Below are 23,978 nucleotides of genomic sequence, written 5' to 3'. Positions count from 1 at the left end.
GAAGGAACTCCATCGTCCGCCACCGCCTCCGCGGGACCAAACCTCAGCGCACGCGCGCTACCTCACCGCAAACTCCACTGCCGCGCAGCGGCTTCGTGCTATGGGTCATTCCCACTTCCACTTCCACTTCACCGCAACGAGCGCTCAAGAAAGCGAAGCGTTGCGTCCCAGGCCTAGCTGTTCGCTGTACCGGCGGCATCGGCGGTGCCGCCGGCCTGTGCACTGTCGCCGCCGGCCGCGTCGCGGGTGGGCTGATCGCCTGTGCCGCAAATAAAATGGCCTGTCGCGGGGAAGTCTAGCCACTCGGTGGCGCGGCTCGCGGCCCGGCGGCGGGCGACGATCCCGCGGGACATTGCAGTCGAATACCAGACCGCATTTGCGCAGACCGACAGCAACAACAATCGAGCAGCGCTGTGTTCGATGGGGATCGTCGCTGCCTTAACGATCGCCGGGCTCGCCGCGGCGCGGTCCCGGATGTGCATTCCGTGCTGGTGATCTCACGACGCATTACCGGCCCATACCCACGACGCAACCTGGCGCCGCGTCGGCTCCTTGCTCGACGCCTTCAGCCCAGACGAATGCCGTAACTATCTCCGCAATGCCGGTATGGATCAATCTGATGTCATCTGATTCTCGTGCGAGCAAAATGAACAGCAGCGACACCGGCTCGCCCTACCTGGCCCCGATCGCGCCCAGCCTGACCGAGATAACAAACACGCGGTAACGCAGATCACTATCGGCTCGTGCGACGCTCGCGGGATCGTTGATCTCGCGCTCTTCGGCAAGGTCGCGGTTGAGCAGCGCGGCGACAGACTTGGCGATCGCAGGCTTTGGCGCGGTGAGCGTGGTCGGCAATGGATGCAGGCTACCACCCTCACGTTGCGAGAGGGTCGACAGCAGGATCGAAGAGGGGTCGGTAAGTTATGTCATAGCGGTGGTCTCCGCGTAGACCGGCGATAGTGCCAGTCCCGCCACCATAAGACCGGACAACCACCATCGTCCGGGCGGGTCGAGCGTGCTTCCCTCATCGACTCGATGCGATTACCGTTGGCTCTGCTTGGCGCGCAAGTCGAATGGTTTGCACACGTACGCTCGCTATGCACGCCGCTCACGTGGGAGACCCGCAACACTCTATGCTTGCGTTGTTCCCTTGCCGTGCGCTGGCGACAGCCTACCCTCGACCGTGAGAGGCGCGCTGTCCGCGTGAATTAGTCTGCTGTCTCGACCGGTGCACGTACTGCGTGAATGTCCGTCATCTCTGTCACCTCGCGGTGCAGATCGACACGGGTGGGCGAGGTCGAGTCGAGAAGTGACTTGGCTTGCGCCATTTCCTCGACCGACCCATGGGCCATCAGCAAGAAGCTGTCAGTCTTCAGCGCGGTCTCATATTGGATCACGCTATCCTCGGGGATGCCAAGGCTGGACAGCGCGCCGCCGAGTGCGCCCAGGCTTCCAACGACTACAGCGCCTTCAGCTGCAGCTAACACCATCGCGGCAAAATGTCCGAGCACGATCACCGGTCCCACAACCGGGACCGCCATGAAGAGACCACCCGCAAACAATCCCCATAAGCCACCCCAGAATGCGCCGGTCCCGCCCCAAGAGGCAATGCGGTCACCGACGTTATAGAAGCCTAGGACCTGCTCCTCCTTGTGGAATCCCTTGCCGATGATGCTGAAGTGCTTGATGTCGAGCCCGCCTTCGGAGAGCGTGCGAACGGCCTTTTCAGCCGCCTGATGACTGTCGAAAACGGCGACGATCGCGTGATTCTTTGACATGATGGTTTCCTTCGGTGTTGAATTGCTTGGAATGGGTGCGCGTTATCCGGGCACGGCAGAATGCCTGGATCGGGGAGAGCTCGCGGAAGGCGGCTCGGTCTTCTGCCGAGCTATGTGATCGACGAGGAGCTTCGGAAGATGCAGGCTCAGCAGGACGGCAACGAGCGAGAGCGCGGCGGCAATTGCGAACGAAGCGTCGGGTAGCCACGATACGTCGAACAGCAGCCCACCCGCGGCCGACCCGAAGGCAGCGCCCAGACTTGCGGCGGCGGTTTGCTTGCCGAGTTGCGCGCCTTGTGCCTTTCCGGCCTTGCTCGATATCCAGAAGGTCAGAATCGGTGAAAGCACCCCGGCGCTCGCCGCGACCGCTCCGATGACCGTGAGCATCAGCAGGAAAGTCGGTGCGTGCGGGACTAGAAATATTCCCGCAGCGAGGATCGCGAATGCGGGGGCGATGAGCCAGCGCGTCGTTTCGGGCCTGATCCACGGGGAGAAGACGACGGATTGGACGACAAGCATCACCAGGCTGCATTCGGTGAACATCGTCGCGATCTGATATTGCGACAGACCGAGCTCCTGTTTCCCGCGCAATGCCAGACCGACTTCGAAGACGCCGATTCCGACCGAGACGATGAACGAGAGCGCTAGCAGCCTTAGTACAAGCCGCTTGGCAGGGCGCGAGATAACGACCTTATTTTGCTGTCCAAAATCGCCTACTGTGGTCTTCGGAACCGTCAGCGCCATTGCCAAGGCGGCGACCAGGGCCAGCAGCGCAATTCCTACAAGCGGAATTCCAAGCGGCCCCATGCCGCCGAGGTCGGGAAACAAAATACTCGCGCCGCGCGTCACGAACACGCCCAACATCGGTCCCAGCAGAAACCCGCCGATGCCGGCGAGGCTGACGAAGGTCAGCCGGCGCGCGCGCACTGCTTCCGTGGCGGCAAGATCGCCGATCGTGGCGAGTGCTACTGGCGTAACGGCTGCGGCGAACATCCCGCTCACGAAGCGCTCGGCATAGATCGCACGCAGGCCTTCGATGAAAGCGAAGGTCATCATCGTCGCACTAAATCCCAACAGCCCGATCAGCAGGATCGATCGGCGGCCAAAGTGATCGGACAGGCGACCCCAGGGCGAGGCAAACAGGAACAGCGATAGCGTGTAGAAGCCAGTGAGCAGGCCTGTCGCATGCGACACCTGCGCTGCACTGCCGGCTGAGCCTAGCAACCGCTCGATCATGAAGGGCAGCGATGGCAACACGATGCCGAATCCGAGCGAAATCGTGAAAACCGAAAGCATCAGGGCCGCCATGGTGGCGTTCGGCACACCGCTCACTGGGACGGTCGCTGTCACGATGCCGCGCTCGCTGCCGGATTGGATTGCCGAACCGGTTGTCGACTCACGATCCCGGTCAACCTGGTGCGCTTCAGCAGCAAAGCATTAATCGCGACCAAAGCAGAGCTGCCCGACATCGCCAGCGCAGCGATGCTGGGTCCGAGCAGAAATGGGTAGAGCACGCCGGCAGCGAGCGGAAACGCAATCACGTTGTAGCCGACCGCCCACCACAGATTCTGATGCATCTTTCTGAGCGTCGCGCGCGAGAGTTCGATCGCTCCCACCACGTCGAACGGATCACTTTTCATCAGGACGATATCGGCACTTTCCATGGCGACGTCGGTGCCGGCGCCGATCGCGAAGCCGACATCGGCTTGAGTTAGCGCGGGTGCGTCGTTGACCCCGTCACCGACCATACCAACTTTCTTGCCCTGTGCCTGCAGTTCCTTGATTTTGCCGGCCTTGTCGCCGGGCAGAACATCGGCAAGCACAGTATCAATGCCCATGGCCTTAGCGATGCGCGCTGCGGTCCCCTGATTGTCACCGGTGATCATGATCACCTCGAGACCGCGCTCGCGCAGTGCTGCGACGGCAGCCTTCGAGGTCGGCCGCTCGGCATCGGCAATCGCAAGCAGGCCGATAAGTTTGCTGGAGACCGCGAGGTGAACAACCGTCCTTCCGGCACCCTGGAGCGCCTCGGACTTCGCGCTCAGCTCGCCGAGATCGATCCCGTTGTCCGCCATGAGAAGCTTGTTGCCCAGCAGAACCGTCTTCCCGTCAACGTTCGCCCGCGCGCCCCTGCCTTCGATGTTCATGAAGTCCGAGGCCTTGGGCGCCGCGATGCCCGCTGCACGGCGAATGATCGCTTGGGCTAACGGATGATCGGAGCCCGCCTCCACGGCGGTTGCGTTTGCGAGAAGCTGCCGCTCGTCGATTCCGGCAGCGACGACCAGTTCGACGACTTCGGGCTGACCCATGGTCAGCGTACCGGTCTTGTCGAAGACAATGACGTTCAGCTTGGTTGCGTCTTCCAACGCCGACGCGTTCTTGAAGAGCATCCCGTTCAGTGCGCCGAGGCCGGTGCCGACCATGATCGCCATGGGTGTCGCAAGTCCGAGGGCGTCGGGGCAGGCGATGACGAACACGGTGATCGTGAGACTGACGGCGAATAGAAGAGTTTGCCCCAGGAACCAGTACCAGACGACGAATGTGCCCAGGCCCATGATGATCGCCGCCAGGACGAGCCACTGCGCGGCGCGGTCCGCCAGAAGCTGCGCGGGCGCTTTAGAGTTTTGGGCGTCCTGGACGAGCTTGACGATCTGCGCGAGCGCCGAGTCTGCGCCGACTTTGGTCGCTTTGTATTGAAAGGTGCCGCTCCTGTTGATCGTCGCACCGATGACGGTGTCGCCGACCTTCTTGTCGACCGGCATCGACTCGCCCGTGAGCATGGACTGATCGACCGAGGACGATCCTTCCAGCACGACGCCATCGACAGGGATCTTGTTGCCGGGCCGGATCACGACGATATCGCCGGCAACGACTTCAGAGGTCGCGATCTCAACTTCCCTACCGTCGCGCAGCACCACCGCCTTGGGCGGTGCTAAATCCATGAGTGACCGGATCGCCGTGGAAGCACCCGCTCTCGCCCGCATCTCCAGCCAGTGTCCGAGCAGGATGAAGTCGAGCAGGATTACCGCGGCCTCGTAGAAGTTCTGGCCACCCCAGATGAACGTGGCTCCCACGCTGAAAAGGTAGCCGGTACCGACGCTCAGGACGACGAGGACAGCCATATTGGCGATGCCCGCCCGGATGGCGCGATAGGCGGCAACGACAAACGGCCAGACCGGGTAAAGGATCGCACCGCTCGCCAGGACGAACAGGACCAGTTCGAGTCTCAGTCCGAACGGAACAGGAACCTTGAGGAAATCCAGGCCCATCGGCGAGAGGATGAAGACCGGGACGCTGAACGCGAGCGCGATCCAGAAGCGGTTGCGCATGTCGCGAACCATGGCTGCCAGGGTTTGGCCGCCACCATGGCCCATTTCGTTGGCCATGGTGTCGCCGTTGCTCATGTTCTGCGCTTTGTGATCTTCGTCATGGTCCGCAGCGGTGACCGGCCCCGTAGGTGTCGCGTTTTCCTCGTCCGGACTTGCTGCTTCCCGCGCCGTCTTCTCGCCCGCCGATGCAGCGTGCGCATCCTGCGCCGCCGCACGGCCTCGCGGCATATCCATCCCGTCGGTCGATCTTTTTGGACTGGAACTTTCTGGCATCGCTTTTCCCGCAGATTTGTCGAGCGCTTCGCTCAACCGATGGAAACCCATGCTCGAACCCTCACCAGTACTGACGGTCGTTGACCGGCCTTGAGCCTGCTCTCTGAACGCTTCGCTGATTACGGCTGCCGACTGTTACCCGACGGGGCTGGCCACCGGCCGAGGCTCCGTGAGCACAGGCTGCAACCGATCGTCGTTACGGCCCAACAGCGGGGCTGCGGGCTCGCAGGATCGCCCTACTGGTGTTGGCCACTGGCACTGCCGCTGCCACAACAAGATCCCGATTTCTTGGGGGCAGGAGCGTCGCGCGTCGCGTCCGGCGATGTCGCGACCGCCGGCTGCGCGGCGGCTGGTGTAGCCGTTTTTGTTTCTTTAGCGCCGCCACCGCAGCAACCATGGGCGGTACCGGAATCGGACGAAATATCGCTTTCGATCGACATGGCTGTTCTCCTGTTGGCGTTGCCGCTCATCACGAATGCTGGGTCGGCGGGATGGGTCTTTGATCCACGAAATTGGCGCATCGGGGCGGTCAGCGCCCCAGGAAGCGGCCAGCGAGATTATAGCAGTGCGCGACAAAGGCGCCTGCGACGCCGCCAAAGAGGAAGGCGCTCAGGCTCCCCATCCACAACGCGTCGGTCGATCCGACGGGCTGCACGGTGAAGAGCGAGATGAAACTGTGCGCCAGCGGCGTATGCAGTGCGGTCGCAATCCAGCAGACCAGAAATATCAGAAGGGTGGCGAACGCACCTGTTGAAGCGCAACGCACGATGTCGAGTCTGCTCGCCTGTGGCACTGCAATGATTGCGGTCATATCTTCTCTCCTGTTCAACGGGAAAGTGCCGATTCGCAGTCCGGGCGACTAGGCTCGGGAACTACCTACGCCATTGCCGCGAGCAACCGATCGAGCGGCACCGTTGCAAAGGTCGTGAAGCTGTCGGCCAGAGCATAGGGAAGGATGAGCGTACGGCCATGGACCATCGCGCCGCAGGTATAGGCCACATTGGGGACATAGCCGTAGCGCTCTTCCACTCTTGGCTGAAGCAGCGGGTAAGTCGTTCTCGCCAGCAGTTTCGTGGGATCGTCGCGATCAAGCAGGCAGGCCCCAAGGCAATAGTTGCGCACTGCGCCGACGCCGTGTGTGATGACCAGCCACCCTTCATCGATCTCGATTGGCGAGCCGCCGTTGCCAATCTGAACGAACTCCCAGTCCCAACGGGGCGACACAACCCGCGTCCCTCCCTCCCAGTTATAAAGATCGTCCGACGTCAGAAGCCAGATATTCTCGTGATCCTGGCGTCCGAGCATGGCGTATCGACCCTTGATCCGACGCGGGAAGAGCGCCATTCCCTTGTTGGCGGTGGCGTCACCGCGAAGGGCAGTCAGCTCGAACGTCACAAAATCGGTCGTGCGCAGCAGTTCCTGTCGGATCGCTTCGCCGCTGAAGGCGGTGTATGTTCCGAAATAGGTGACGTTGGCATCGTCATCGACAAATCGAACAAGGCGCACATCCTCTATTCCGTGCCGCTGGTTGATCGTCATCGGAAAGATCACGACCTCGGAAAGGTCACGGCTGTCTTCACAGAATAGCCGTACGCCCGGATCATCGGGTGCGCCGCCCGGGATGTTCTCGATCCGCGGCGCGACTGCTTGCAGACCGGGCGTATCGACCGTGACGGTGCCGTCCGCGCCGCAGATTCCGGTGCGGAAGGTGACGGACGAAACATGGCCTTCGCCGACCCCGCGCAGCGACAGGATAAAGCGCACGTCGCCTGGTCGCACGCCTGACTGATCCGGGTGAGCGACGATGCTCGGGTTGAACAAGGCCGCCGCCTCGAACGCATATTCCTCGCTGAAATAGGCGCCGATCAGGAGAGCCTGCTCCTCAGCGACCGAACAATGATCGATCAGCAGCCCGTTGACTTCGTGGAACCGTCGCTGGAGGACCATGTTCACATTGCGGTGGTGCTCGGACAGCCCTGCCGTGACCCGCTCGAGGTCGACCTTCAGGTCGGCACCGCTGAGCGCCATGACGCGGTCGGCGATCCGCTGGGCGCGGGGAACAACCCCAACTGCGAAGCGCGGCGGATCGTCGGCGGGGACGAAGGGGCGGATCACGACCCGTTTTGGATCGGGCCGCAGCACGATCGGCAAATGCGTCGCCAGGTCGTCGTTCGCCATAATCACCTCTGCCGGATCATTGCGCGGCCGAGATATCTCGGAAACGTAGGGTCAATGACTTCATTGGCCGGACCGTCGCGAGGGTCGGAAACTACCTAATGACCGCTGTCCCCGCTTGCCGGGGTGACGGCAGCGGTGCCTTGCGTCCGCTCCAGGCAGGAAGTGGACGCGAGAAATGAAGAAGGACGAACCCGCTCATCACTGCCGCCAGGAAGCACCAGACGGATATAAACCATAGTGCGAAAAAAACATATGCGGCGACGAACGATATGAACGCCGCAACCCCGAATGCCCGCACCATCGCGTGGCTCGAAAAAAGCGGACTGATACAAGTTCCCAGAAGGTAGAGGGCCATTACGCCGGTCCCGTAGAAGTGCGGAGACACATAGGTAATGTGGTGACCGATCACCTGGGCGACGATTGGCTGGGTTATCAAGGCATAGAGTAGATACATCCCGGCTGCAGCACTTGCCACCGCGATTCCCACCGTGGCCTTGCGTCGCCAATTCGTGCCTTCAATCAACATCACTGCGACCGGCACATATATCGGCCAGAATACGTGCGAAAAAACAGAATAGGCATAGGTCAGGACGACGTTGAGCAGCGGATCCTTGTCCGGGAAGGTCAGCCAGAGTGCGCCTTCGATGAGCTGCTGAACGCCGAACAGCGCGGGAACCAGGGCAAACGGCAACTCCGCAGCCGTACGAGCGCGGCGTACCGTCACGAGACCTATAATCAAAAGCCCGGCTCCGGCGGTGAAGCTGGCGGTGGCGGAAAAGCACATTCTGTTTCGCCCGGGTTGGAGAGAGCCGTCCCCGGCCGAATGTGAGTTTGCGTAATCTGGCGCGAGAAGACGCGATACATTCGGAAACTACGCGGGAGCGTGCGTAGTTCCACCAATATCCCCCGAGACCCGACCCTGAGATAGATCGGAACGAGCGACACGGGAGCGACCCAATGCAACTATCGTCAATGACGCGGCCGGACTCTTCATCAAACGCGTCGTTCCACCGGCCGACGGTCGGGCTGGCGATATTGTCGCTGATGATGACGATTCAGTTGGTCGTCGCTTACGGGCACCGGATGCTATACTGATCAGCGATGCCGAAAGCTTCGCAGCATCCCAGGGTTGCCGGCGGATCGGATACGCCCCGACGGACCGTGACAACATCCGCCGACGAGCTGGTCCTGCTGATTGACGGCGCGACCAACTATGCGATCTACATGCTCGATCCCGAGGGTCGGGTGACGATCTGGAACCGCGGGGCCGAGCGGATCAAGGGATGGACCGAGGCCGAGATCGTCGGTCATCATTTCTCGAGGTCTTATCCGGCCGAGGAAATCGCGGCGGGCAAGCCCGCCGCCGACCTCGCGCGTGCGCACGCGGAAGGCCGGGTCGAGGAAGAGAGCTGGCGCGTTCGCAAGGACGGTTCGGAATTTCTGGCCAACATCACCATCACCGCGCTGTACGATGACGACGGCAAGTTGCGCGGTTTCGGCAAGGTGGTGCGCGACATCACAGAACAGAAATCCGCCGAAAGGGCGCTTGCGGGACGGGAACGGCATCTCGCTTCGATCCTGGCGACGGTGCCCGACGCGATGATCGTGATCGAGGAACATGGCCGCATTTCTTCGTTCAGCGCGGCGGCGGAGAAGCTGTTCGGCTATGCCGAAGCCGAAGTGCTCGGTGAAAACGTCGCGATGCTGATGCCCAGGGCCGACCGGGACACGCATGACGGATATCTTGCGACCTACAGGGCGACCGGCGAGCGACACGTCATCGGCAGCACGCGAATCGCGGTCGGGCTGCGCCGCAACGGCGAGACCTTTCCGATGGAACTGGCGGTCGGGGAGACGTCGAGTGGCGGTCAGCGCATCTTCACCGGTTTCATCCGCGACCTGTCCGAGCGCCGCCTGACCGAGCAGCGACTGCATGAGCTGCAGTCGGAGCTCATCCACATCTACCGCCTCAGCGCGATGGGAACGATGGCCTCGACGCTGGCGCACGAGTTGAACCAGCCGCTGACCGCCATCGCAAATTATCTTGAGACGACGCGCGACATGCTGGCCGATGCGCGGACGCCGGAACTCGAAATGATCCGCGAGGCACTGGATATGGCTGCGGGTCAGTCGTTGCGCGCGGGAGATATCGTTCGCCGCCTGCGCGAATTCGTCGCGCACGGAGAGGTCGGCCGCGCGTCCGAGAAACTGGACACGCTGGTCCACGAGGCGGCAAGCCTGGGACTGATCGGCGCACACGAAGCCGGCGTTCGCGTCATCATGTCGCTGGACCCCGAGCCGCACCAGGTGCTGGTCGATCGCGTCCAGGTCGAGCAGGTCCTGGTCAACCTCATCCGCAATGCGCTCCAGGCGATGCAGGATTGTCCGACGCGCGAGCTGACAATCACTACCGCCCGGGAATCCGCAGGCTGTGTCCAGGTGACCGTGACCGACACCGGCATGGGCATCGCGGCGGACATGTCCGACCGCCTGTTCCAAGCCTTTGCGACGACGAAGGAAGACGGCCTGGGCCTCGGCCTTTCGATCTGCCGCACGATCATCGAGGCGCATGGCGGACGGATCTGGGCGACGCCTGCCCCGGGCGGTGGCACCTCCTTCCATTTCACGCTGGTTCGCGCCGACCCGGAGAACGCTGATGCCGGCTGAACACCTCGTCCACCTCGTCGATGACGAGGAGGCAATCCGTCTGTCCGCAGGGTTCCTGCTGCGAACCAATGGCTATGTGGTCAAATCATATGTGTCCGGCGTCGCGTTCCTCGCCGACGCCGATCGCGAGACGCGCGGATGCGTGCTCCTTGATATCAGGATGCCGGAACTCGACGGGCTCGAAGTCCAGCGGCGGCTGTCCGAGCGTGGCATCGAAATGCCGGTTATCATGCTGACCGGGCACGGCGACGTTGCGCTGGCCGTGCGCGCCATCAAGGCCGGCGCCGTGGAATTTCTCGAAAAGCCGTTCCAGAAGGCAGCGCTGCTGGCGGCGATCGAGGAAGCCTTTCGCCGCGTCGACGACGCCGACCGGATCCACCTCGATGCCGCTGAAGCAGTCATCAGGCTCGCAGCGCTAACGCCTCGCGAGGGTGACGTCCTGCAGGGTATCGTGCAGGGACAGCCGAACAAGATCACCGCGTACGAGCTCGGCATCTCGATACGCACGGTCGAAGCGCACCGCGCCGCCCTCATGGTGAAGCTTCACGCCCGAAGTCTTTCCGAGGTACTTCGCATCGCCTTTGCCGCCGGGCTGGGGGAACGCGGATAGGCTGTCTTCAATTGCGCCCATTACCTACAGACGCAGCCTCTGATTGCTCCCACCGTGCGCGCGGGAACAAGGAAGATCATCAGATGCACGCTCTGGTAAAGGAGGAGCCGATCGCTCGGATCGGTATCTCGCTCGTCGATGGAGATGCGGCCGTACGGCGCGAGCGCCAGTTGATGCTCCGCTCCGAGAGTTTCGACGTCCGGTCCTATGCGACAGGTGCCGCCCTGATCGCCGACCCGCTTGCGCGTGCAACTGCCTGCCTCGTCGTCGATGTCGATATGCCCGGGCTGGGCGGCATCGAGCTTGTTCAGAGCCTGCGGATCCAGGGCTGGCGCGGGACGGCTATCCTGTTGCGGAGCATCGACGTCACCGACAGCATCGCTCGGGACGCCGAACGAGACGGCGACACGCTCCTGTTGAAGACGGTGGCGGATCGACCGCTGCTCGAGGCCATTCGCGCCGCGCTGGCACCGAGATTATCGAGACGCGAGGCGTGTCAATGAACAGACGCCAAATGCTAGTTGGCGGAGGAGCCCTTGCGGCCCTCGGTGGCAGCGCGGTGTATCTTGCCGCTTTGGGCATGGGCAATTCGTCGGAATATGCCAAGGAGATTGCCTCGTCACGAGCCCCGCTTGCGGACCCGGCGCTCAGCCGCGATCTTATTCGGTTCGCGACCCTCGCGCCCAATGGCCACAACACTCAGCCGTGGAAGTTCCGCGTTCGCGATCAGCGCATCGACATCCTGCCGGACTTTTCGCGACGCACCCCTGTCGTCGATCCCGACGATCATCACCTTTTCGTCAGTTTGGGCGCGGCGGCCGAGAATCTTTCGCTGGCTTCTGCCGCGCGCGGTTACCCGGGCACGCTCGGCTTCGATCCCGCCAATGGCGGATCGGTCATCTTCTCTTCAGCAGCAGGGCAGGCCACCCCTTCCGATTTGTTCGATGCCATTCCCAGGCGCCAGTCGACCCGTGCCGACTATGACGGTCGACCCGTCAGCCCGGCCGATCTGAGCCGACTGGCTGAAGCGGCCACCGTGCCAGGAGTCAATCTGGTCCTCCTTACCGACCAGTTCCGCGTCGAACGATTGCGGGATCTCGTGGTGGCGGGCAACAGCGCGCAGATGGCTGACGCGGCGTTTCTCCGGGAACTCAAGTCATGGCTGCGCTTCAATCCGCGGCAGGCGCTGCGAACCGGCGACGGGCTCTACAGCGTGGCGACCGGCAATCCGACTCTGCCCGATTGGCTCGGTCCGCTTGCCTTTGACTGGCTGGCGACGGCGCAGTCGCAGAATGAGACTTACGCACGCCAGATACGGTCGTCCTCCGGAATTGCCGTGTTCCTGGCCGAGAAAGCGGACCCCGCACATTGGGTGGCGGTCGGACGGGCATGCCAGCGCTTTGCGCTGCGGGCGACCGCGCTCGGACTGAAGCATGCCTTTATCAACCAGCCGGTCGAAGTCGCAGCGTTCAGGCCCGAACTCGCCGACCTAGTGGGGATGCCCGGCAGGAGGCCTGATATCGTCATGCGGTTCGGGCACGGCGCGCCACTTCCCTATTCACCGCGCCGCCCGGTCGATTCAGTCATGCTCTTGTGACCGAGGCGCAGCTGAGAACGCGAAACGGATCACTTCATGCGGTCAAGGTGGTCCACACCCTAATTTGGGCCTTTTTGGTGTGCGCGATCGTCGCGATCTGGGCGTTTGCCGGGACATCGAACTTTATCGGGGCTGCATGGGCCATCGCCATCGTTCTGGTCGAGGTTGCCGTGCTTGGCCTGAATCACGGGCGCTGTCCGCTTGACGGTATCGCGGCGCGGTACACCGATGACACACGACCCAACTTCGACATCTATCTTCCGGTCTGGCTGGCGGCCAGGACCAAGCCGATCTTCGGCACGCTGTTCGGAACCGGAATCGTCTTCACGCTCGCTCGGTGGCTGACTGCGGCGCAATGAAAAGGCGCAGTGATCCTGCGCCGCATCGGTCCTGGCTTGATCGCAGGTTAGCGGCGGGCCTTCTCGGTGCATGGGGCTCCTATCAGGTCGTCGCGGGTCTCTATTTCATCTTCTCTCGCCCGAGCTTTCTTCCGGAAGACCTGCGAGCCTCGGCAACGACGCTCGAGGCAGTTCGCGGTGCCGCACCAGGGATCGAAGGGTGGCTTCAACTGGTATTTGCCGTGATGGGTGGGCAAATGGCGGCCGGAGGCGTGCTCGTGATGAGCGGAGCCTTCGGCCTCGCTCAGGGTCGCCGCCCCAAAAGGGTGGAGTTGTGCGCATACATAGCGGCGGGCTTCCTGTCCGTAGTGCTGATGAGCGGCGTCAACTTCGCATTGGTTTCTGATTTCCGTTGGTTTCTGGTGGCTCCGGCGTTTCTCTGGCTCTCTGCAATCATCATCCTCGGGCGGGGAGCGCTTGGCAACGCGTCCCGGGTCGCGTCGGTGCTCGTTCGCCCAAACCAAGGGATGCCCCATGAATGAAGTCCGATATCAAAACCGCCTGCACATCCCCGACGCCGCGTATGATCTCGCGATTCGCCTCGGCGTGAAGCCACAAGATAATCCGGTCCGCGTCAGCCTCGAGCAGACGGGGCGGATGAAGCGGAATCTCAATTCAGAAGCGTGGATAACTTTCACGGCGGCCCAGACGATCTCGACACGAGCCTGCGAATTCGACTGGGTGGCGAACGCGGGTCCGTTCGGCATGATATCGGCCCGCGATGCCCTGGATCATGGCGAGGGACGGCTCGATGTCATGGCGCTCGGCATCATCCCGATCGCCCGCGCCGAACACACCCCCGCGCTCGTGCGCGGCGAGTTGATGCGGTACCTTGCCGAACTCGCCTGGGCGCCCGACGCCATCCTTGCGAATCCTTCCCTGCGCTGGCGCGGGGGGTGGAGCGGACGAAATAATCGTCGGCGCTGGAGACGGCGAGACTGCGGTCGAGGTGATTCTGACGCTGGACAGCCAGGGGCGGATTGCGACCGCCTTCGCCCCCGATCGCCCGCGTTCGGTGATTGAACCCATCCTGCCGACGCCGTGGTACGGGCGCTTTTCCGAGTATCGGCAACACCTGGGCAGGTGGCTCCCATTCGCGGGCGAAATCGCCTGGGAAATCGGCGGAGAGAAAATTATCTATTGGCAAGGCCGGGTCGAGAGCTGGACTTCAGCATCTTGATGCGGCCCTCCCGAACCGCAAACCGGCTGCTACCTGGGTCCTACAGAGCTAGGTAGTTTCCGATCCTGTCGCGCGCTTCGCCGCAGCTGCAATGCCCTGTGTCCCAAGGTGGGTCCCGATCGCTGCGACCACCGCCGTGAGGAATTCCCATGTCCGTTGACCCGAACGCTTCAGACCAGGCCGACGACTTTGGCCCCGTGCCGCGTCATGAAGGCAAGGTCTATCTGGTCGGCGGCGGAATTGCCTCTCTCGCTGCTGCCGCGTTTCTCATCCGCGACGGCGACGTCCGGGGGAGTGACATCACGATCTTCGACGAGGGCGCCGCGGTGGGCGGCAGCCTCGACGCCACCGGTTTCCCCGACAAGGGCTATGTTCTGCGCGGCGGTCGGATGCTCGAGAGCAAATATGTCTGCACCTTCGATCTGTTCGCGTCGATCCCGACGCTGGCTGCGGAGAAGACAGTCACCCAGGAGATCTTCGACTGGAACGCGACGATCGAGACGTCGTCCAAAGCCCGGCTCTTCGCCGACGGCCATCGTCAGGTCGCGCCGGAATTCGGTCTCGCCGAACGGCACATCCTCACCATCGAACGCCTTGCGATCGAGCCCGAGGCGATGCTGGGTCGTTCGACGATCGGCGATCAGTTCGACACGTCCTTCTTCGCCACTAATTTCTGGCTGATGTGGTGCACTACCTTTGCGTTCCAGCCATGGCATAGCGCGGTCGAATTCAAACGCTATCTCGTCCGGTTCGCGCACATGGTCGACGGGTTCAACCGCCTGAACGGGATCATGCGCACCCGGTACAACCAATATGATTCGATGGTGCGCCCGCTGCAGAAGTGGCTGGGCGACCACGGCGTTCGTTTTCAGCTGACCAGCTGCGTCACTGACATCCATTTGCACGAACGCGATGGGGAAACGACGGCGCGGAGCATCGATGTAAAGCATGACGGCGCAGTAAGCACGGTGAGCCTCGCCGAGGACGATTATGTGTTCGTCACGCTCGGATCGATGACGGAGGGTTCTGACGCCGGCAGCATGGACCAAGCGCCCAGGCTGCACGACAAGCGTAAGGGTGGCGCCTGGATGCTCTGGGAGCGAATTGCCCGCGACCGACCGGCATTCGGCCGGCCATCGGTTTTCTCGGACCATGTCGATCAGTCGAAATGGATTTCGTTCACCACCACCCTTCACGATCCGGCCTTTCTCGACCTCGTGCGCGACGCGACCGGCAATATGCCGGGCGAAGGCGGTCTCATCACCTTTCCGAAATCGGCATGGCTTGCGTCGATCGTCATTCCGTATCAGCCGCATTTTATCGGCCAGCCCGAAGACGTGGCAGTGTTCTGGGGGTACGGCCTTACGGTCGATGTACCGGGCGACTATGTAAAAAAGCCGATGTCCGCCTGTTCCGGCCGGGAGATCATGACCGAGATTCTCGGGCATCTCGGAATCCTGACAGAGGCGGACAAGATCCTTGGCAGCGCGACGTGCATCCCATCGATGATGCCCTTCATCACCAGCCAGTTCCTGCCGCGCGCCGCCGGCGATCGTCCGCAGGTCGTGCCAAGCGGATCGACCAACCTCGCCTTCATGGGACAGTTTTGCGAACTGCCCGACGATGTGGTCTTCACCGTCGAATATTCGATCCGGTCGGCGCAAACCGCCGTGTACGAACTGCTTGGCCTGCGAAAGAAGGCGCCGCCTGTCTACAAAGGCACGTTTGACCCCCGTATTCTCTACAGGGCATTCATCGCCCTCCACGACGGCAAGTCCGCGGCCGTGCCCGCCGCGCTGCATCCCGCCTGAGCGATCCCTTCATGACAGCGAACACCGTTTCGAGCGGCGCGGGCGGCGAGCGGCCGTTCTGGACGAATACGCCTGACGCGCTGCTGTCGAGCCTGCAAACCGACCGTAACGGCCTGAGCCGAGCCAATGCCAGCGAGCGACTCAGGCAGGCCGGTCCCAATGCCGATGCCGTCAGCGCCGGCCGGAATCCCATCCGCGCGATCATCAAACGGCTGGTCGAGCCGCTCTCGCTGATCCTGCTGGCCGCCGGACTGGTCTCGGTCGCGACCGGCGACGTCGTCGGCGGATCGATCATCGTCGCCATTCTGGTGCTGTCGATCGGGCTCGACACGTTCCAGGAGGGTCATGCGGTACGGGCAGCCGATATCTTGCGCCAATCGGTCGCGCTGAAGGCGACGGTCCGGCGCGACGGTGCCCTTGCCGAAGTTGACGTCGAAGCGCTGGTGCCGGGGGACATCATTCGCGTTCAGGCCGGGGATATCATCCCGGCCGATGCGTTGATCCTCGAGAGCAGCTCGTTTACGGCGAACGAGGCGGCGCTGACTGGCGAGCCCTATCCAGTGGAAAAACGGGCCGGCGCCATCTCTTCCCTCGCCGCGGCCGAGGCGTCGAACGCCATCTTTCGCGGCGCCGTGGCGCAGACCGGCGAAGCGCTTGCGCTGGTGGTCGGCACCGGACGTCAGACCCTCTTCGGCGCGGCTGCCTCGGCGCTGACCGAGGCGAACGAGATCTCGCCATTCCAGCGTGACCTCAACGCCTATGGCCTGCTTACAGCGCGCCTGACGATCGCGCTCGTGATCGTGGTCCTGACCGCGAGCATCTTCTTCGGCCGCCCTCTGCTCCAATCGCTGTTGTTCGCGGTCGCGCTGGCGGTTGGCCTGACGCCGGAGCTGTTGCCGATGATAACCACGGTCACCCTGTCGCGCGGCGCGGTGCGCATGGCGGGGCGCAAGGTGATCGTGAAACGCCTCGCCTCGATCCACGACCTCGGTTCGATGACCGTGCTGTGCACCGACAAGACGGGAACGCTGACCTCAGCCCGGATCAGCCTTGCCCGGAGCATCGGCCCTTACGGTGCGGACGATGAGCGGCCTTCCCGTCTCGGCGCGATCGCCGCAGCCCTATGCGGTGGCAATGCGGCGCTCGATGCGGCGCTGACCAGGGCGATGCCCGAGGCCGCCAGGGGCTGGACCTTGTCGGCGCAGCGCGTCTTCGACTTCGGCCGCCGGCTCGGTTCGGTGCTCGCGGCCGGTCTCGATGGTAGCCTGCTGATCGCAAAGGGAGCGCCTGAGGAAATATTGAAGCTGTGCAGCTCAGGCCGGGCCGGGGAGCGCACCCTTCCACTCTCGCCGGCGGAACATGATGCCATCCTTGCGAAAGTGGCGGAACTCGCCGCTCAAGGTCTTCGGGCGATCGCCGTCGCGACACGGCCCTGGACCGGAGCGGCGCGGGCGCTGGAGACCGCTGACGAAGCCGATCTCGTGTTCGAAGGGCTCTGCGCCTTTGCCGATCCTCCAAAGGCGTCGGCCGCAGCTGCTATCGCCCGGCTGAACGCCGCGGGCATCCGGCTGGTGATCCTTTCCGGAGACGATCCAGTGGTGGTCAAGCGGCTGGCGGGCCTGGTCGGGCTCGCGGCCGACAGGGTGCTTTCGGGCGTGGAGGTAACGGCGCTCAGTGACGCGGCGCTGGCGGTACAGGTTCGCACGATCCAGGCCTATGGCCGCCTCGCGCCGGATCAGAAGGCGCGGCTGATTCGCGCACTTCAGGCAGGCGGCGCGATCGTCGGCTATCTCGGCGACGGGATCAACGACGCGCCAGCCCTGAAGGCGGCGGATATCGGCTTGTCGGTGGACGGCGCCGCCGGCGTCGCCCAGGCGTCGGCCGACATGATCATGCTCGACACCGATCTCGCGGTAGTGGCCGACGGTGTCGAGGAGGGAAGGCGTACGTTTGCCAATATCCTCAAATATATCCGGATGGGGGCAAGCTCCAACTTCGGAAACATGCTGTCGATGGCGGTGGCATCCCTGTTCCTGCCGTTCCTGCCGATGCTCCCGACGCAGATCCTTCTGAACAATCTTCTGTACGACCTCTCGGAGATCGGGATTCCGTTCGACGGAGTCCGCCCGGAGGTAGTGGCGCGGCCGCAGGTCTGGGACATGCGCGCGCTGATCCGCTTCGCGGCGATCATGGGCCCGTTGTCGTCGGTCTTCGATCTTCTGACGTTCGCGGGACTGCTCCTGCTGTTCCATGTGTCGCCGCCGGAGTTTCGTACCGCCTGGTTCCTCGAATCGATGGCGACGCAAATCTTGGTAATCTTCGTGATCCGGACCAATGGCCGACCGTGGCGCAACCTGCCACGCCCGATCCTTGCGGCGTCTTCGCTGGGTGCCTTGATCGTCGCCATGGTGCTCCCCTTCACCCCCGTGGCGCGGTGGTTCGGATTTGTGGCACCGCCATTGGCGGTCACCGCCACGCTTGGCGTGATCGTCCTTGCGTATCTCACCTGTACCGAACTGCTGAAGCGGGTCGCGATCATCGAGTCAGTGCGGCTCACGCGGCCGGGAAAAGGAGCCTAGCCGGTCGCTTCAACGCAACCGCACGCAAGCCCGCGTAGTTTCCGACGCTGTCTCCCGCCGCCGGCTGCGACCATCCTGCATGCCTTGCAGGAGACTTCTGATGACCTATGCCAATTTGATGGTTCACCTCGAAGCCGGCCGGTCGAACGCCCATGTGCTCTCCGTCGCAGCCGGGCTTGCAAGCCAGTTCGGCGCGGGCGTGATCGGCATCGCCGCCTGCGAACCCGTGGAGATCGGGACCTGGGACGGTACCTTCTCGGGCGACCTCGCGAAGGTTGAGGGCGCGATGGTCGACGACGCGTTGAAGATGACGGAGACCGAGTTTCGGACCTGCCTAGCGATCAAGCCGCACATCCTGGAATGGCGCTCGTTTCCGACGGCGATGCCGATATCCGAAATTGTCGCGGTCGAGGCCCGAAGCGCTGATCTGGTTGTCACGGGCATCGTGTCGGGGCTGTTCGCGGATGTGTCGCGGCAGGCCGATACCGGCGATCTGATCAGGCGCGCCGGGCGACCCGTCCTTGTAGTCCCCGAGGCTGCAACGACGTCGAATTTCGAACGGGTTCTGGTTGCGTGGCAGGACACAAGGGAATGCCGCCGGGCGATCTCGGACGCGCTGCCGCTGTTGAGTGAAGCCGAGCGCGTCGTCATCCTCGAAGTGGCACCGGACGCTAGCAACGCGCGCAGAAGTGTAAAAGGGGTCGCTGCTTGGCTCGGACGTCACGGCATCGAGGCCGACCGGATTCTTGTTCACGCGCAGGGCAATGATGCCGATGAGATCGCGTCCATTGCCGACCGCCATCAGGTCGACCTACTCGTGGCAGGTGCCTTTGGGCATAGTCCGGCCCATGAATGGGCCTTTGGTGGAGTGACCCGGGACCTGCTGCTGGGCGGCACTCGATGCGCGCTGCTGTCGCACTGAGAACCGGATGCGACCTCAGGAAAGGCGTTGGCAGTCTCGTGCTCGATTGCTGCCGAACCCGGTGTCCAGGCTTCAGGCCCCGATCGGCAGACGAGGAGCGCGGGCCGTCGCATGAAGCGCGATGACCTTGACCGGAGCCCCGGGAGAGACCGGAGACTGGTGCTGTTGCGATACACGTCTGAGCGCCGCCAGCCTGCGACCATAGCGTGCCGCGAGCGCTTCATGGACCATCCGCGCGCAATCGCCTGTCGCTGCCCTTGCCATGCCGAGCGATATATCGATCCGCTGCTGGAGATAGGCGGCTTCGTCGTTGTCCGTGAACATGATGATTCCCCATTTTGGCGGCGGAAGCACTGAGGTCTTCCCGTCACGTCGTGCCGGTTCGGGCCTCGTGATGGCTAAGTTCTAGGGTCGCGACCGACATGGGTCAGGCCTCGGGAAACACCTATTCGCTACGGGTGATAGCAAGGGGCATCGCCGGGGACGCGCAAGGTTTCCCCCTACCGATGTCTGCGAGAACCCTGTCGGATTCCCGTGCAATCTGCTCGTCCTCTTGGGAGGCGATGACCCGAATCGCGAAGGCCCCTACCCAGCGCAGGTCCCGGCTGATCGAGCTGCGGATCATCTCGTCATTCTCGCCGATCCCGCCGGTGAAGACGAGCATGTCGATACCCCCAAGCGCTGCGGCCATCGCGCCGATCTGCTTGCGCACCGAGTAGCAGAACAGGTCGATCGCCAGACGGGCGTCCGCATTTTCCGTCGCCGCCAGATGCAGCGCTCGCATGTCGCTGGAGATCCCGGAAATGCCGAGAAGGCCGGATTGCTGGTCGACGAGCGCCTCGAGCGCCGCTCCGTCCAGCCCTTTCTCGCGCAGCAGGTAGAGCAGCACGCCTGGGTCAAGATCGCCAGTGCGGCTGCCCATGACGACCCCGCCGGTCGGGGTGAGGCCCATGCTGGTTTCCACGGAAAGACCTGCCTTTACCGCTGTCACACTGGCGCCGTTGCCGAGATGCGCGATGATCAGGCGTTCGGGCAGATCGCTTCCGAGCTGGCGAACGATCGATGCGCAGGAAAGCCCGTGAAAACCATAGCGGCGAACACCTTCGCAGGAGAGCGAGCGGGGGATCGGCAGGACGTAAGCGATCTCCGGCAGTGTCGCATGGAAGACGGTATCAAAACATACGACCTGCGGCAGCATCGGGTAATGGGTCTCTGCGAGGTGGATGAGCGCTAGCGACGCCGGACCGTGGAGCGGGGCAAAGGCAACCGCATCTTCCAGCTGCGCGATCACCTCCCCGTCGATCCGGCTGTGCCGCCTAAGCTTCGGGCCGCCATGGACGACGCGGTGCCCGATCGCGGTGGGAGCCGGCATATCCGCCTCCGCCAGCGAGGCTTCGATCCGGTCGAACAACTGGGCCTGGGAATGCGTCGCCTCCATGGAGCCTGCGAACAGCTCGGCAGCCCTGGTCCCGCTGACATCGTAGAGCCCGAACTTTAGCGACGACGAGCCGCTGTTGAGCGCAAGGACGATGTTCCCGTCCCGTGCCTGCGTCACCGGCTCCATCGCCAGTCGCGAACCTCCGGCAGATCGTCGCCGTGCTCGGCAATGTGGAGCTTGTGCCGCTCGATCGCCGCCCAGTAGCGCGCCGTGGCGGCGGGGACCTGGGCGCTCAGGCGCGGAATCCGTCCGATCGCGTCCAACGCGAGCCGGTAGCGGTCGAGGTCGTTCAGCACGACCATGTCGAACGGCGTGGTCGTGGTCCCTTCGCCCTTGAAGCCGCGCACATGGATGTTGTGGTGGTTGGTGCGGCGATAGGTCAGCTTGTGGATCATCGCCGGGAAGCCGTGGAACGCGAAGATCACGGGCTTGTCGGTGGTAAAGAGCGCATCAAACGCCCGATCGTCGAGGCCGTGGGGATGCTCGGACTGGGGCTGCAGCCCCATCAGATCAACGACGTTGACGACACGAATCCGGATATCCGGCACATAGTCACGCAGCAGCGTCACGGCTGCAAGCGTCTCGAGCGTCGGTACGTCGCCGGCGCACGCCATGACAATATCGGGTTCGCCGTCATCGCTGGCCCATTCCCAGATACCCGCCCCTGCGGTGCAGTGGCGCACGGCCGCATCGATACCCAGCCATTGCCATTCCGGCTGCTTGCCGGCGACGATCAGGTTCACATAACCGCGGCTCCGCAGGCAATGATCGGCCACCGACAACAGGCAGTTGGCGTCGGGCGGCAGATAGATGCGCGCCACGTCGGCGGTTTTGTTGGCGATATGGTCGATGAAGCCCGGATCCTGGTGCGACAGGCCATTGTGGTCCTGCCGCCAGACATGGGAGGTGATCAGATAGTTGAGCGACGCGATTGGCTTGCGCCACGGGATCGCCTTGGTCACCTTCAGCCACTTGGCATGCTGATTGACCATCGAATCGATGATGTGGACGAACGCTTCGTAACAGGAAAACAGGCCGTGACGGCCGGTCAGCAGATAGGCCTCCAGCCAGCCTTGGCAGAGATGCTCGCTCAGCACCTCCATCACCCGGCCATCCTGGCTCAGATCTACATCGACCGGGTCGATCTCCGCCATCCAGACCTTGCCGGACACTTCATATACCGATTCGAGGCGATTGGACGCGGTCTCGTCCGGCCCGAACAGCCGGAAGTTCCCGGCGTAGAGATTGAGCCCCATCACGTCACGCAGATATCCGCCCAGGACGCGGGTCGCCTCAGCCCTGGTCTGACCGGCTTCGGGTACGGGCACGGCATGGGCACGGAAATCCGGGAGCGACAGAGGCCGAAGCAACGCGCCGCCATTGGCGTGCGGGTTCGATCCCATGCGGCGGTGGCCGGTCGGCGCCAGCGAGGCATAGTCATCGCGAAACTTGCCGTCCTCGTCGAACAGCCCGGCCGGATCGTAGCTGCGCATCCATTCCTCAAGCTGGCGCAGATGATCGGGATTGTCGAAGCTTGCGATCGGCACCTGATGCGCGCGCCAGGTCCCTTCGACCGGTAAGCCGTCGACGACTCTGGGCCCGGTCCAGCCCTTGGGTGTCGCGAAGACGATCATCGGCCAGCGCGGGCGCTCGATCGGGCCCTTGCCTGAGCGTGCCTTTGCCTGAATGTCCTGTATCCGGGCCAGCACCGCATCGAGCGCCCCTGCAAGTTGCTGATGGACTTCGGCGGGGTCGTCGCCTTCCACGAACCAGGGCTCGTGGCCAAAGCCACGCAGGAGATCGGTCAGCTCGTCGCGGCCGATCCGCGCCAGCACAGTGGGATTGGCGATCTTGAAGCCGTTCAGGTGCAGGATCGGCAGCACGGCGCCGTCGCGCGCCGGGTTCAGGAACTTGTTGGAATGCCAGCTGGTCGCCAGCGCGCCGGTCTCGGCCTCGCCGTCACCGACCACGCAGGTGACGATCAGGTCGGGATTGTCGAACGCGGCGCCGTAAGCGTGCGCCAGAGAATAGCCGAGCTCGCCGCCTTCGTGGATCGATCCCGGCGTTTCCGGCGCGACGTGACTTGGGATGCCGCCCGGCCAGGAGAATTGCCGAAACAGACGGTGCATACCGTTCCGGCTGCGTTCGATTGCTGGATAATGTTCTGTGTAGGAGCCTTCGAGATAGGTGTTAGCAATTAGGCCGGGGCCGCCATGCCCTGGTCCAATCACGTTGATCATGTTGAGATCATTCTCAACGATCAGGCGGTTGAGGTGCACGTAGAGCATGTTGAGCCCCGGCGTCGTTCCCCAATGACCCAGCAGCCGCGGCTTGATGTGGTCCATCGTGAGCGGCAGCTCAAGCAGCGGGTTCTCGCGCAGATAGATCTGGCCGACCGAGAGATAGTTCGCCGCGCGCCAGTAGCCGTGCATACGCCGGAGCATGTCCGGTGACAGCGGGCCGACTGCGCCGATGGGGTCTGCGATGTCGCGTTCGATGGTGTCCAGCGCGCTTGCCGCCATGTCGGTATTCCTTGCTGATGAGTCCGGCGCGTGCGGCGTATCGCACCCAGCCTTTGGGCGTTTGCCTGCCTACGCCCTGACCTTGCCCCCGATGACCCTCGGAAAATACGCAGCCATACCCCGGGAAGGAAGTGCGGGGTCGGACGGGGTCGGCAGTTGTCCGGCCCTCTCCGTTGTAAGGAGGCTGTATCGACCGGTTCGAGGGTCGTCCTGACCACGACCGTCATCGGATCTCCCGGACACGCGTAAATGGTGAAGCCTATCTCACGCTCCAGTTCGATTACCTGGTGATTATCGCGGCCCTCCATCGATTCAAGTGTCTTGTTACCGCTCGACCTCGCGAAGCAGTGACACGGTCTAGCAAGGTTCAGCCTATACTGCGGTGTTTGAGGACGGCATGGATCGTGATGGCGACCTCAGCGCGTTGGAGCGTGACTCGCCCGTCCATCTCTTCGGGTCATCAGTCGTGTGCTTCGGTCCCTCGTCCGGCCATTTCGAACTGAACCGTTGCTGCACGGTTCGCTCAGTCATTGTTCAAGCCACATTGTTTAAGCAGTTCTGAGTTTGATGGAGGACGATATGCATAAAATGGGTCCTATATACGTGTGTGACCTAAAACGTCCCCGGCTCCCTCGTCGGGCGGCGACGGCGTAGCAAGCCCGCAAAGTAGATTACGAAATAGGCCACGGTCGGAAG

At 63.1% G+C, this 23,978-nt stretch carries 23 protein-coding genes; 12 read left to right on the top strand and 11 right to left on the bottom strand.

Translation table 11 applies throughout. From position 1 onward, the window contains the following. Positions 1 to 173: 173 nt before the first annotated feature. The 8 genes from IEV62_RS16825 to IEV62_RS16790 all read right to left on the bottom strand — a co-directional run bounded on the left by IEV62_RS16825 (position 174) and on the right by IEV62_RS16790 (position 8,342). On the bottom strand, positions 174 to 482 hold the full coding sequence (locus IEV62_RS16825; RefSeq protein WP_188449554.1) for an acyl-CoA thioester hydrolase/BAAT C-terminal domain-containing protein: 309 nt from the start codon (positions 480 to 482) through the stop codon (positions 174 to 176). A 190-nt stretch (positions 483 to 672) separates the two neighbouring features. After that, positions 673 to 855, bottom strand: coding sequence for a hypothetical protein (locus IEV62_RS16820; RefSeq protein ID WP_188449552.1), 183 nt, complete (start codon positions 853 to 855; stop codon positions 673 to 675). A 353-nt stretch (positions 856 to 1,208) separates the two neighbouring features. After that, a complete protein-coding gene (locus IEV62_RS16815; protein ID WP_188449550.1) occupies positions 1,209 to 1,778 on the bottom strand; it encodes a general stress protein in 570 nt (189 codons plus the stop codon). Between the two features lie 42 nt (positions 1,779 to 1,820). Then, positions 1,821 to 3,074: an MFS transporter gene (locus IEV62_RS16810; RefSeq protein ID WP_229733320.1), complete on the bottom strand. Its 1,254-nt coding sequence runs from the start codon at positions 3,072 to 3,074 to the stop codon at positions 1,821 to 1,823. Positions 3,075 to 3,124: 50 nt separating this feature from the next. Beyond that, complete coding sequence (locus IEV62_RS16805; RefSeq protein WP_229733318.1) at positions 3,125 to 5,416, bottom strand: heavy metal translocating P-type ATPase; 2,292 nt, start codon at positions 5,414 to 5,416, stop codon at positions 3,125 to 3,127. A gap of 493 nt (positions 5,417 to 5,909) precedes the next feature. Continuing rightward, entirely contained in the window at positions 5,910 to 6,191 is a 282-nt protein-coding gene (locus IEV62_RS16800; RefSeq protein ID WP_188449548.1) for a hypothetical protein, read from the bottom strand. A 65-nt stretch (positions 6,192 to 6,256) separates the two neighbouring features. Then, positions 6,257 to 7,558 carry a glycoside hydrolase family 130 protein gene (locus IEV62_RS16795; RefSeq protein ID WP_188449546.1) on the bottom strand — a complete coding sequence of 434 codons (1,302 nt, stop codon included), beginning with the start codon at positions 7,556 to 7,558 and terminating at the stop codon, positions 6,257 to 6,259. Between the two features lie 91 nt (positions 7,559 to 7,649). Further along, positions 7,650 to 8,342: a DUF6629 family protein gene (locus IEV62_RS16790; protein ID WP_229733316.1), complete on the bottom strand. Its 693-nt coding sequence runs from the start codon at positions 8,340 to 8,342 to the stop codon at positions 7,650 to 7,652. A 173-nt stretch (positions 8,343 to 8,515) separates the two neighbouring features. Here IEV62_RS16790 and IEV62_RS16785 point away from each other — a divergent pair, with 173 nt between their 5' ends. The 12 genes from IEV62_RS16785 to IEV62_RS16735 all read left to right on the top strand — a co-directional run bounded on the left by IEV62_RS16785 (position 8,516) and on the right by IEV62_RS16735 (position 19,322). Further along, positions 8,516 to 8,653 (top strand): hypothetical protein, encoded by a 138-nt coding sequence (locus tag IEV62_RS16785; protein ID WP_188449544.1) that lies wholly within the window; start codon positions 8,516 to 8,518, stop codon positions 8,651 to 8,653. A gap of 6 nt (positions 8,654 to 8,659) precedes the next feature. Next, positions 8,660 to 10,225 carry a PAS domain-containing sensor histidine kinase gene (locus IEV62_RS16780; RefSeq protein ID WP_188449542.1) on the top strand — a complete coding sequence of 522 codons (1,566 nt, stop codon included), beginning with the start codon at positions 8,660 to 8,662 and terminating at the stop codon, positions 10,223 to 10,225. Continuing rightward, positions 10,215 to 10,835 carry a response regulator transcription factor gene (locus IEV62_RS16775; protein WP_188449540.1) on the top strand — a complete coding sequence of 207 codons (621 nt, stop codon included), beginning with the start codon at positions 10,215 to 10,217 and terminating at the stop codon, positions 10,833 to 10,835. Before IEV62_RS16780 ends, IEV62_RS16775 begins: the two co-directional genes overlap by 11 nt. An 83-nt stretch (positions 10,836 to 10,918) precedes the next feature. Further along, positions 10,919 to 11,338 (top strand): response regulator, encoded by a 420-nt coding sequence (locus IEV62_RS16770; protein ID WP_188449538.1) that lies wholly within the window; start codon positions 10,919 to 10,921, stop codon positions 11,336 to 11,338. 77 nt (positions 11,339 to 11,415) lie between these two features. Further along, positions 11,416 to 12,432: an Acg family FMN-binding oxidoreductase gene (locus tag IEV62_RS16765; RefSeq protein ID WP_229733325.1), complete on the top strand. Its 1,017-nt coding sequence runs from the start codon at positions 11,416 to 11,418 to the stop codon at positions 12,430 to 12,432. Between the two features lie 77 nt (positions 12,433 to 12,509). Continuing rightward, the gene (locus IEV62_RS16760) at positions 12,510 to 12,791 is read left to right on the top strand and encodes a hypothetical protein (RefSeq protein WP_229733314.1); all 282 of its coding nucleotides are present in this window, start codon (positions 12,510 to 12,512) and stop codon (positions 12,789 to 12,791) included. Beyond that, on the top strand, positions 12,788 to 13,312 hold the full coding sequence (locus IEV62_RS16755; protein ID WP_188449532.1) for a hypothetical protein: 525 nt from the start codon (positions 12,788 to 12,790) through the stop codon (positions 13,310 to 13,312). The genes IEV62_RS16760 and IEV62_RS16755 overlap by 4 nt, the downstream gene beginning before the upstream one ends. Continuing rightward, positions 13,305 to 13,853 (top strand): DUF6544 family protein, encoded by a 549-nt coding sequence (locus tag IEV62_RS16750; RefSeq protein WP_188449530.1) that lies wholly within the window; start codon positions 13,305 to 13,307, stop codon positions 13,851 to 13,853. The genes IEV62_RS16755 and IEV62_RS16750 overlap by 8 nt, the downstream gene beginning before the upstream one ends. Further along, a complete protein-coding gene (locus IEV62_RS18445; RefSeq protein ID WP_373868607.1) occupies positions 13,780 to 14,010 on the top strand; it encodes a DUF6920 family protein in 231 nt (76 codons plus the stop codon). The genes IEV62_RS16750 and IEV62_RS18445 overlap by 74 nt, the downstream gene beginning before the upstream one ends. A 149-nt stretch (positions 14,011 to 14,159) precedes the next feature. Then, entirely contained in the window at positions 14,160 to 15,821 is a 1,662-nt protein-coding gene (locus IEV62_RS16745) for an oleate hydratase (RefSeq protein ID WP_188449528.1), read from the top strand. Positions 15,822 to 15,832: 11 nt separating this feature from the next. After that, complete coding sequence (mgtA, locus tag IEV62_RS16740) at positions 15,833 to 18,400, top strand: magnesium-translocating P-type ATPase (protein WP_188449526.1); 2,568 nt, start codon at positions 15,833 to 15,835, stop codon at positions 18,398 to 18,400. 100 nt (positions 18,401 to 18,500) lie between these two features. Next, positions 18,501 to 19,322, top strand: a complete 822-nt coding sequence (locus IEV62_RS16735; protein WP_188449524.1) for a universal stress protein — start codon at positions 18,501 to 18,503, stop codon at positions 19,320 to 19,322. 72 nt (positions 19,323 to 19,394) lie between these two features. On the opposite strand, the gene IEV62_RS16730 is transcribed toward IEV62_RS16735, so the two are convergent. The 3 genes from IEV62_RS16730 to IEV62_RS16720 all read right to left on the bottom strand — a co-directional run bounded on the left by IEV62_RS16730 (position 19,395) and on the right by IEV62_RS16720 (position 23,282). After that, on the bottom strand, positions 19,395 to 19,646 hold the full coding sequence (locus IEV62_RS16730; RefSeq protein WP_188449523.1) for a hypothetical protein: 252 nt from the start codon (positions 19,644 to 19,646) through the stop codon (positions 19,395 to 19,397). A 121-nt stretch (positions 19,647 to 19,767) separates the two neighbouring features. Then, the gene (locus tag IEV62_RS16725) at positions 19,768 to 20,886 is read right to left on the bottom strand and encodes an acetate/propionate family kinase (RefSeq protein ID WP_188449521.1); all 1,119 of its coding nucleotides are present in this window, start codon (positions 20,884 to 20,886) and stop codon (positions 19,768 to 19,770) included. Then, positions 20,874 to 23,282 carry a phosphoketolase family protein gene (locus IEV62_RS16720; RefSeq protein ID WP_188449519.1) on the bottom strand — a complete coding sequence of 803 codons (2,409 nt, stop codon included), beginning with the start codon at positions 23,280 to 23,282 and terminating at the stop codon, positions 20,874 to 20,876. The genes IEV62_RS16725 and IEV62_RS16720 overlap by 13 nt, the downstream gene beginning before the upstream one ends. Positions 23,283 to 23,978 lie beyond the last annotated feature (696 nt).

The organism is Sphingomonas psychrolutea (assembly GCF_014636175.1).
GTDB lineage: Bacteria > Pseudomonadota > Alphaproteobacteria > Sphingomonadales > Sphingomonadaceae > Sphingomonas > Sphingomonas psychrolutea.
Note: the sequence above shows the minus strand (reverse complement) of the source record. Positions and strands in the feature narration are given on the sequence as shown.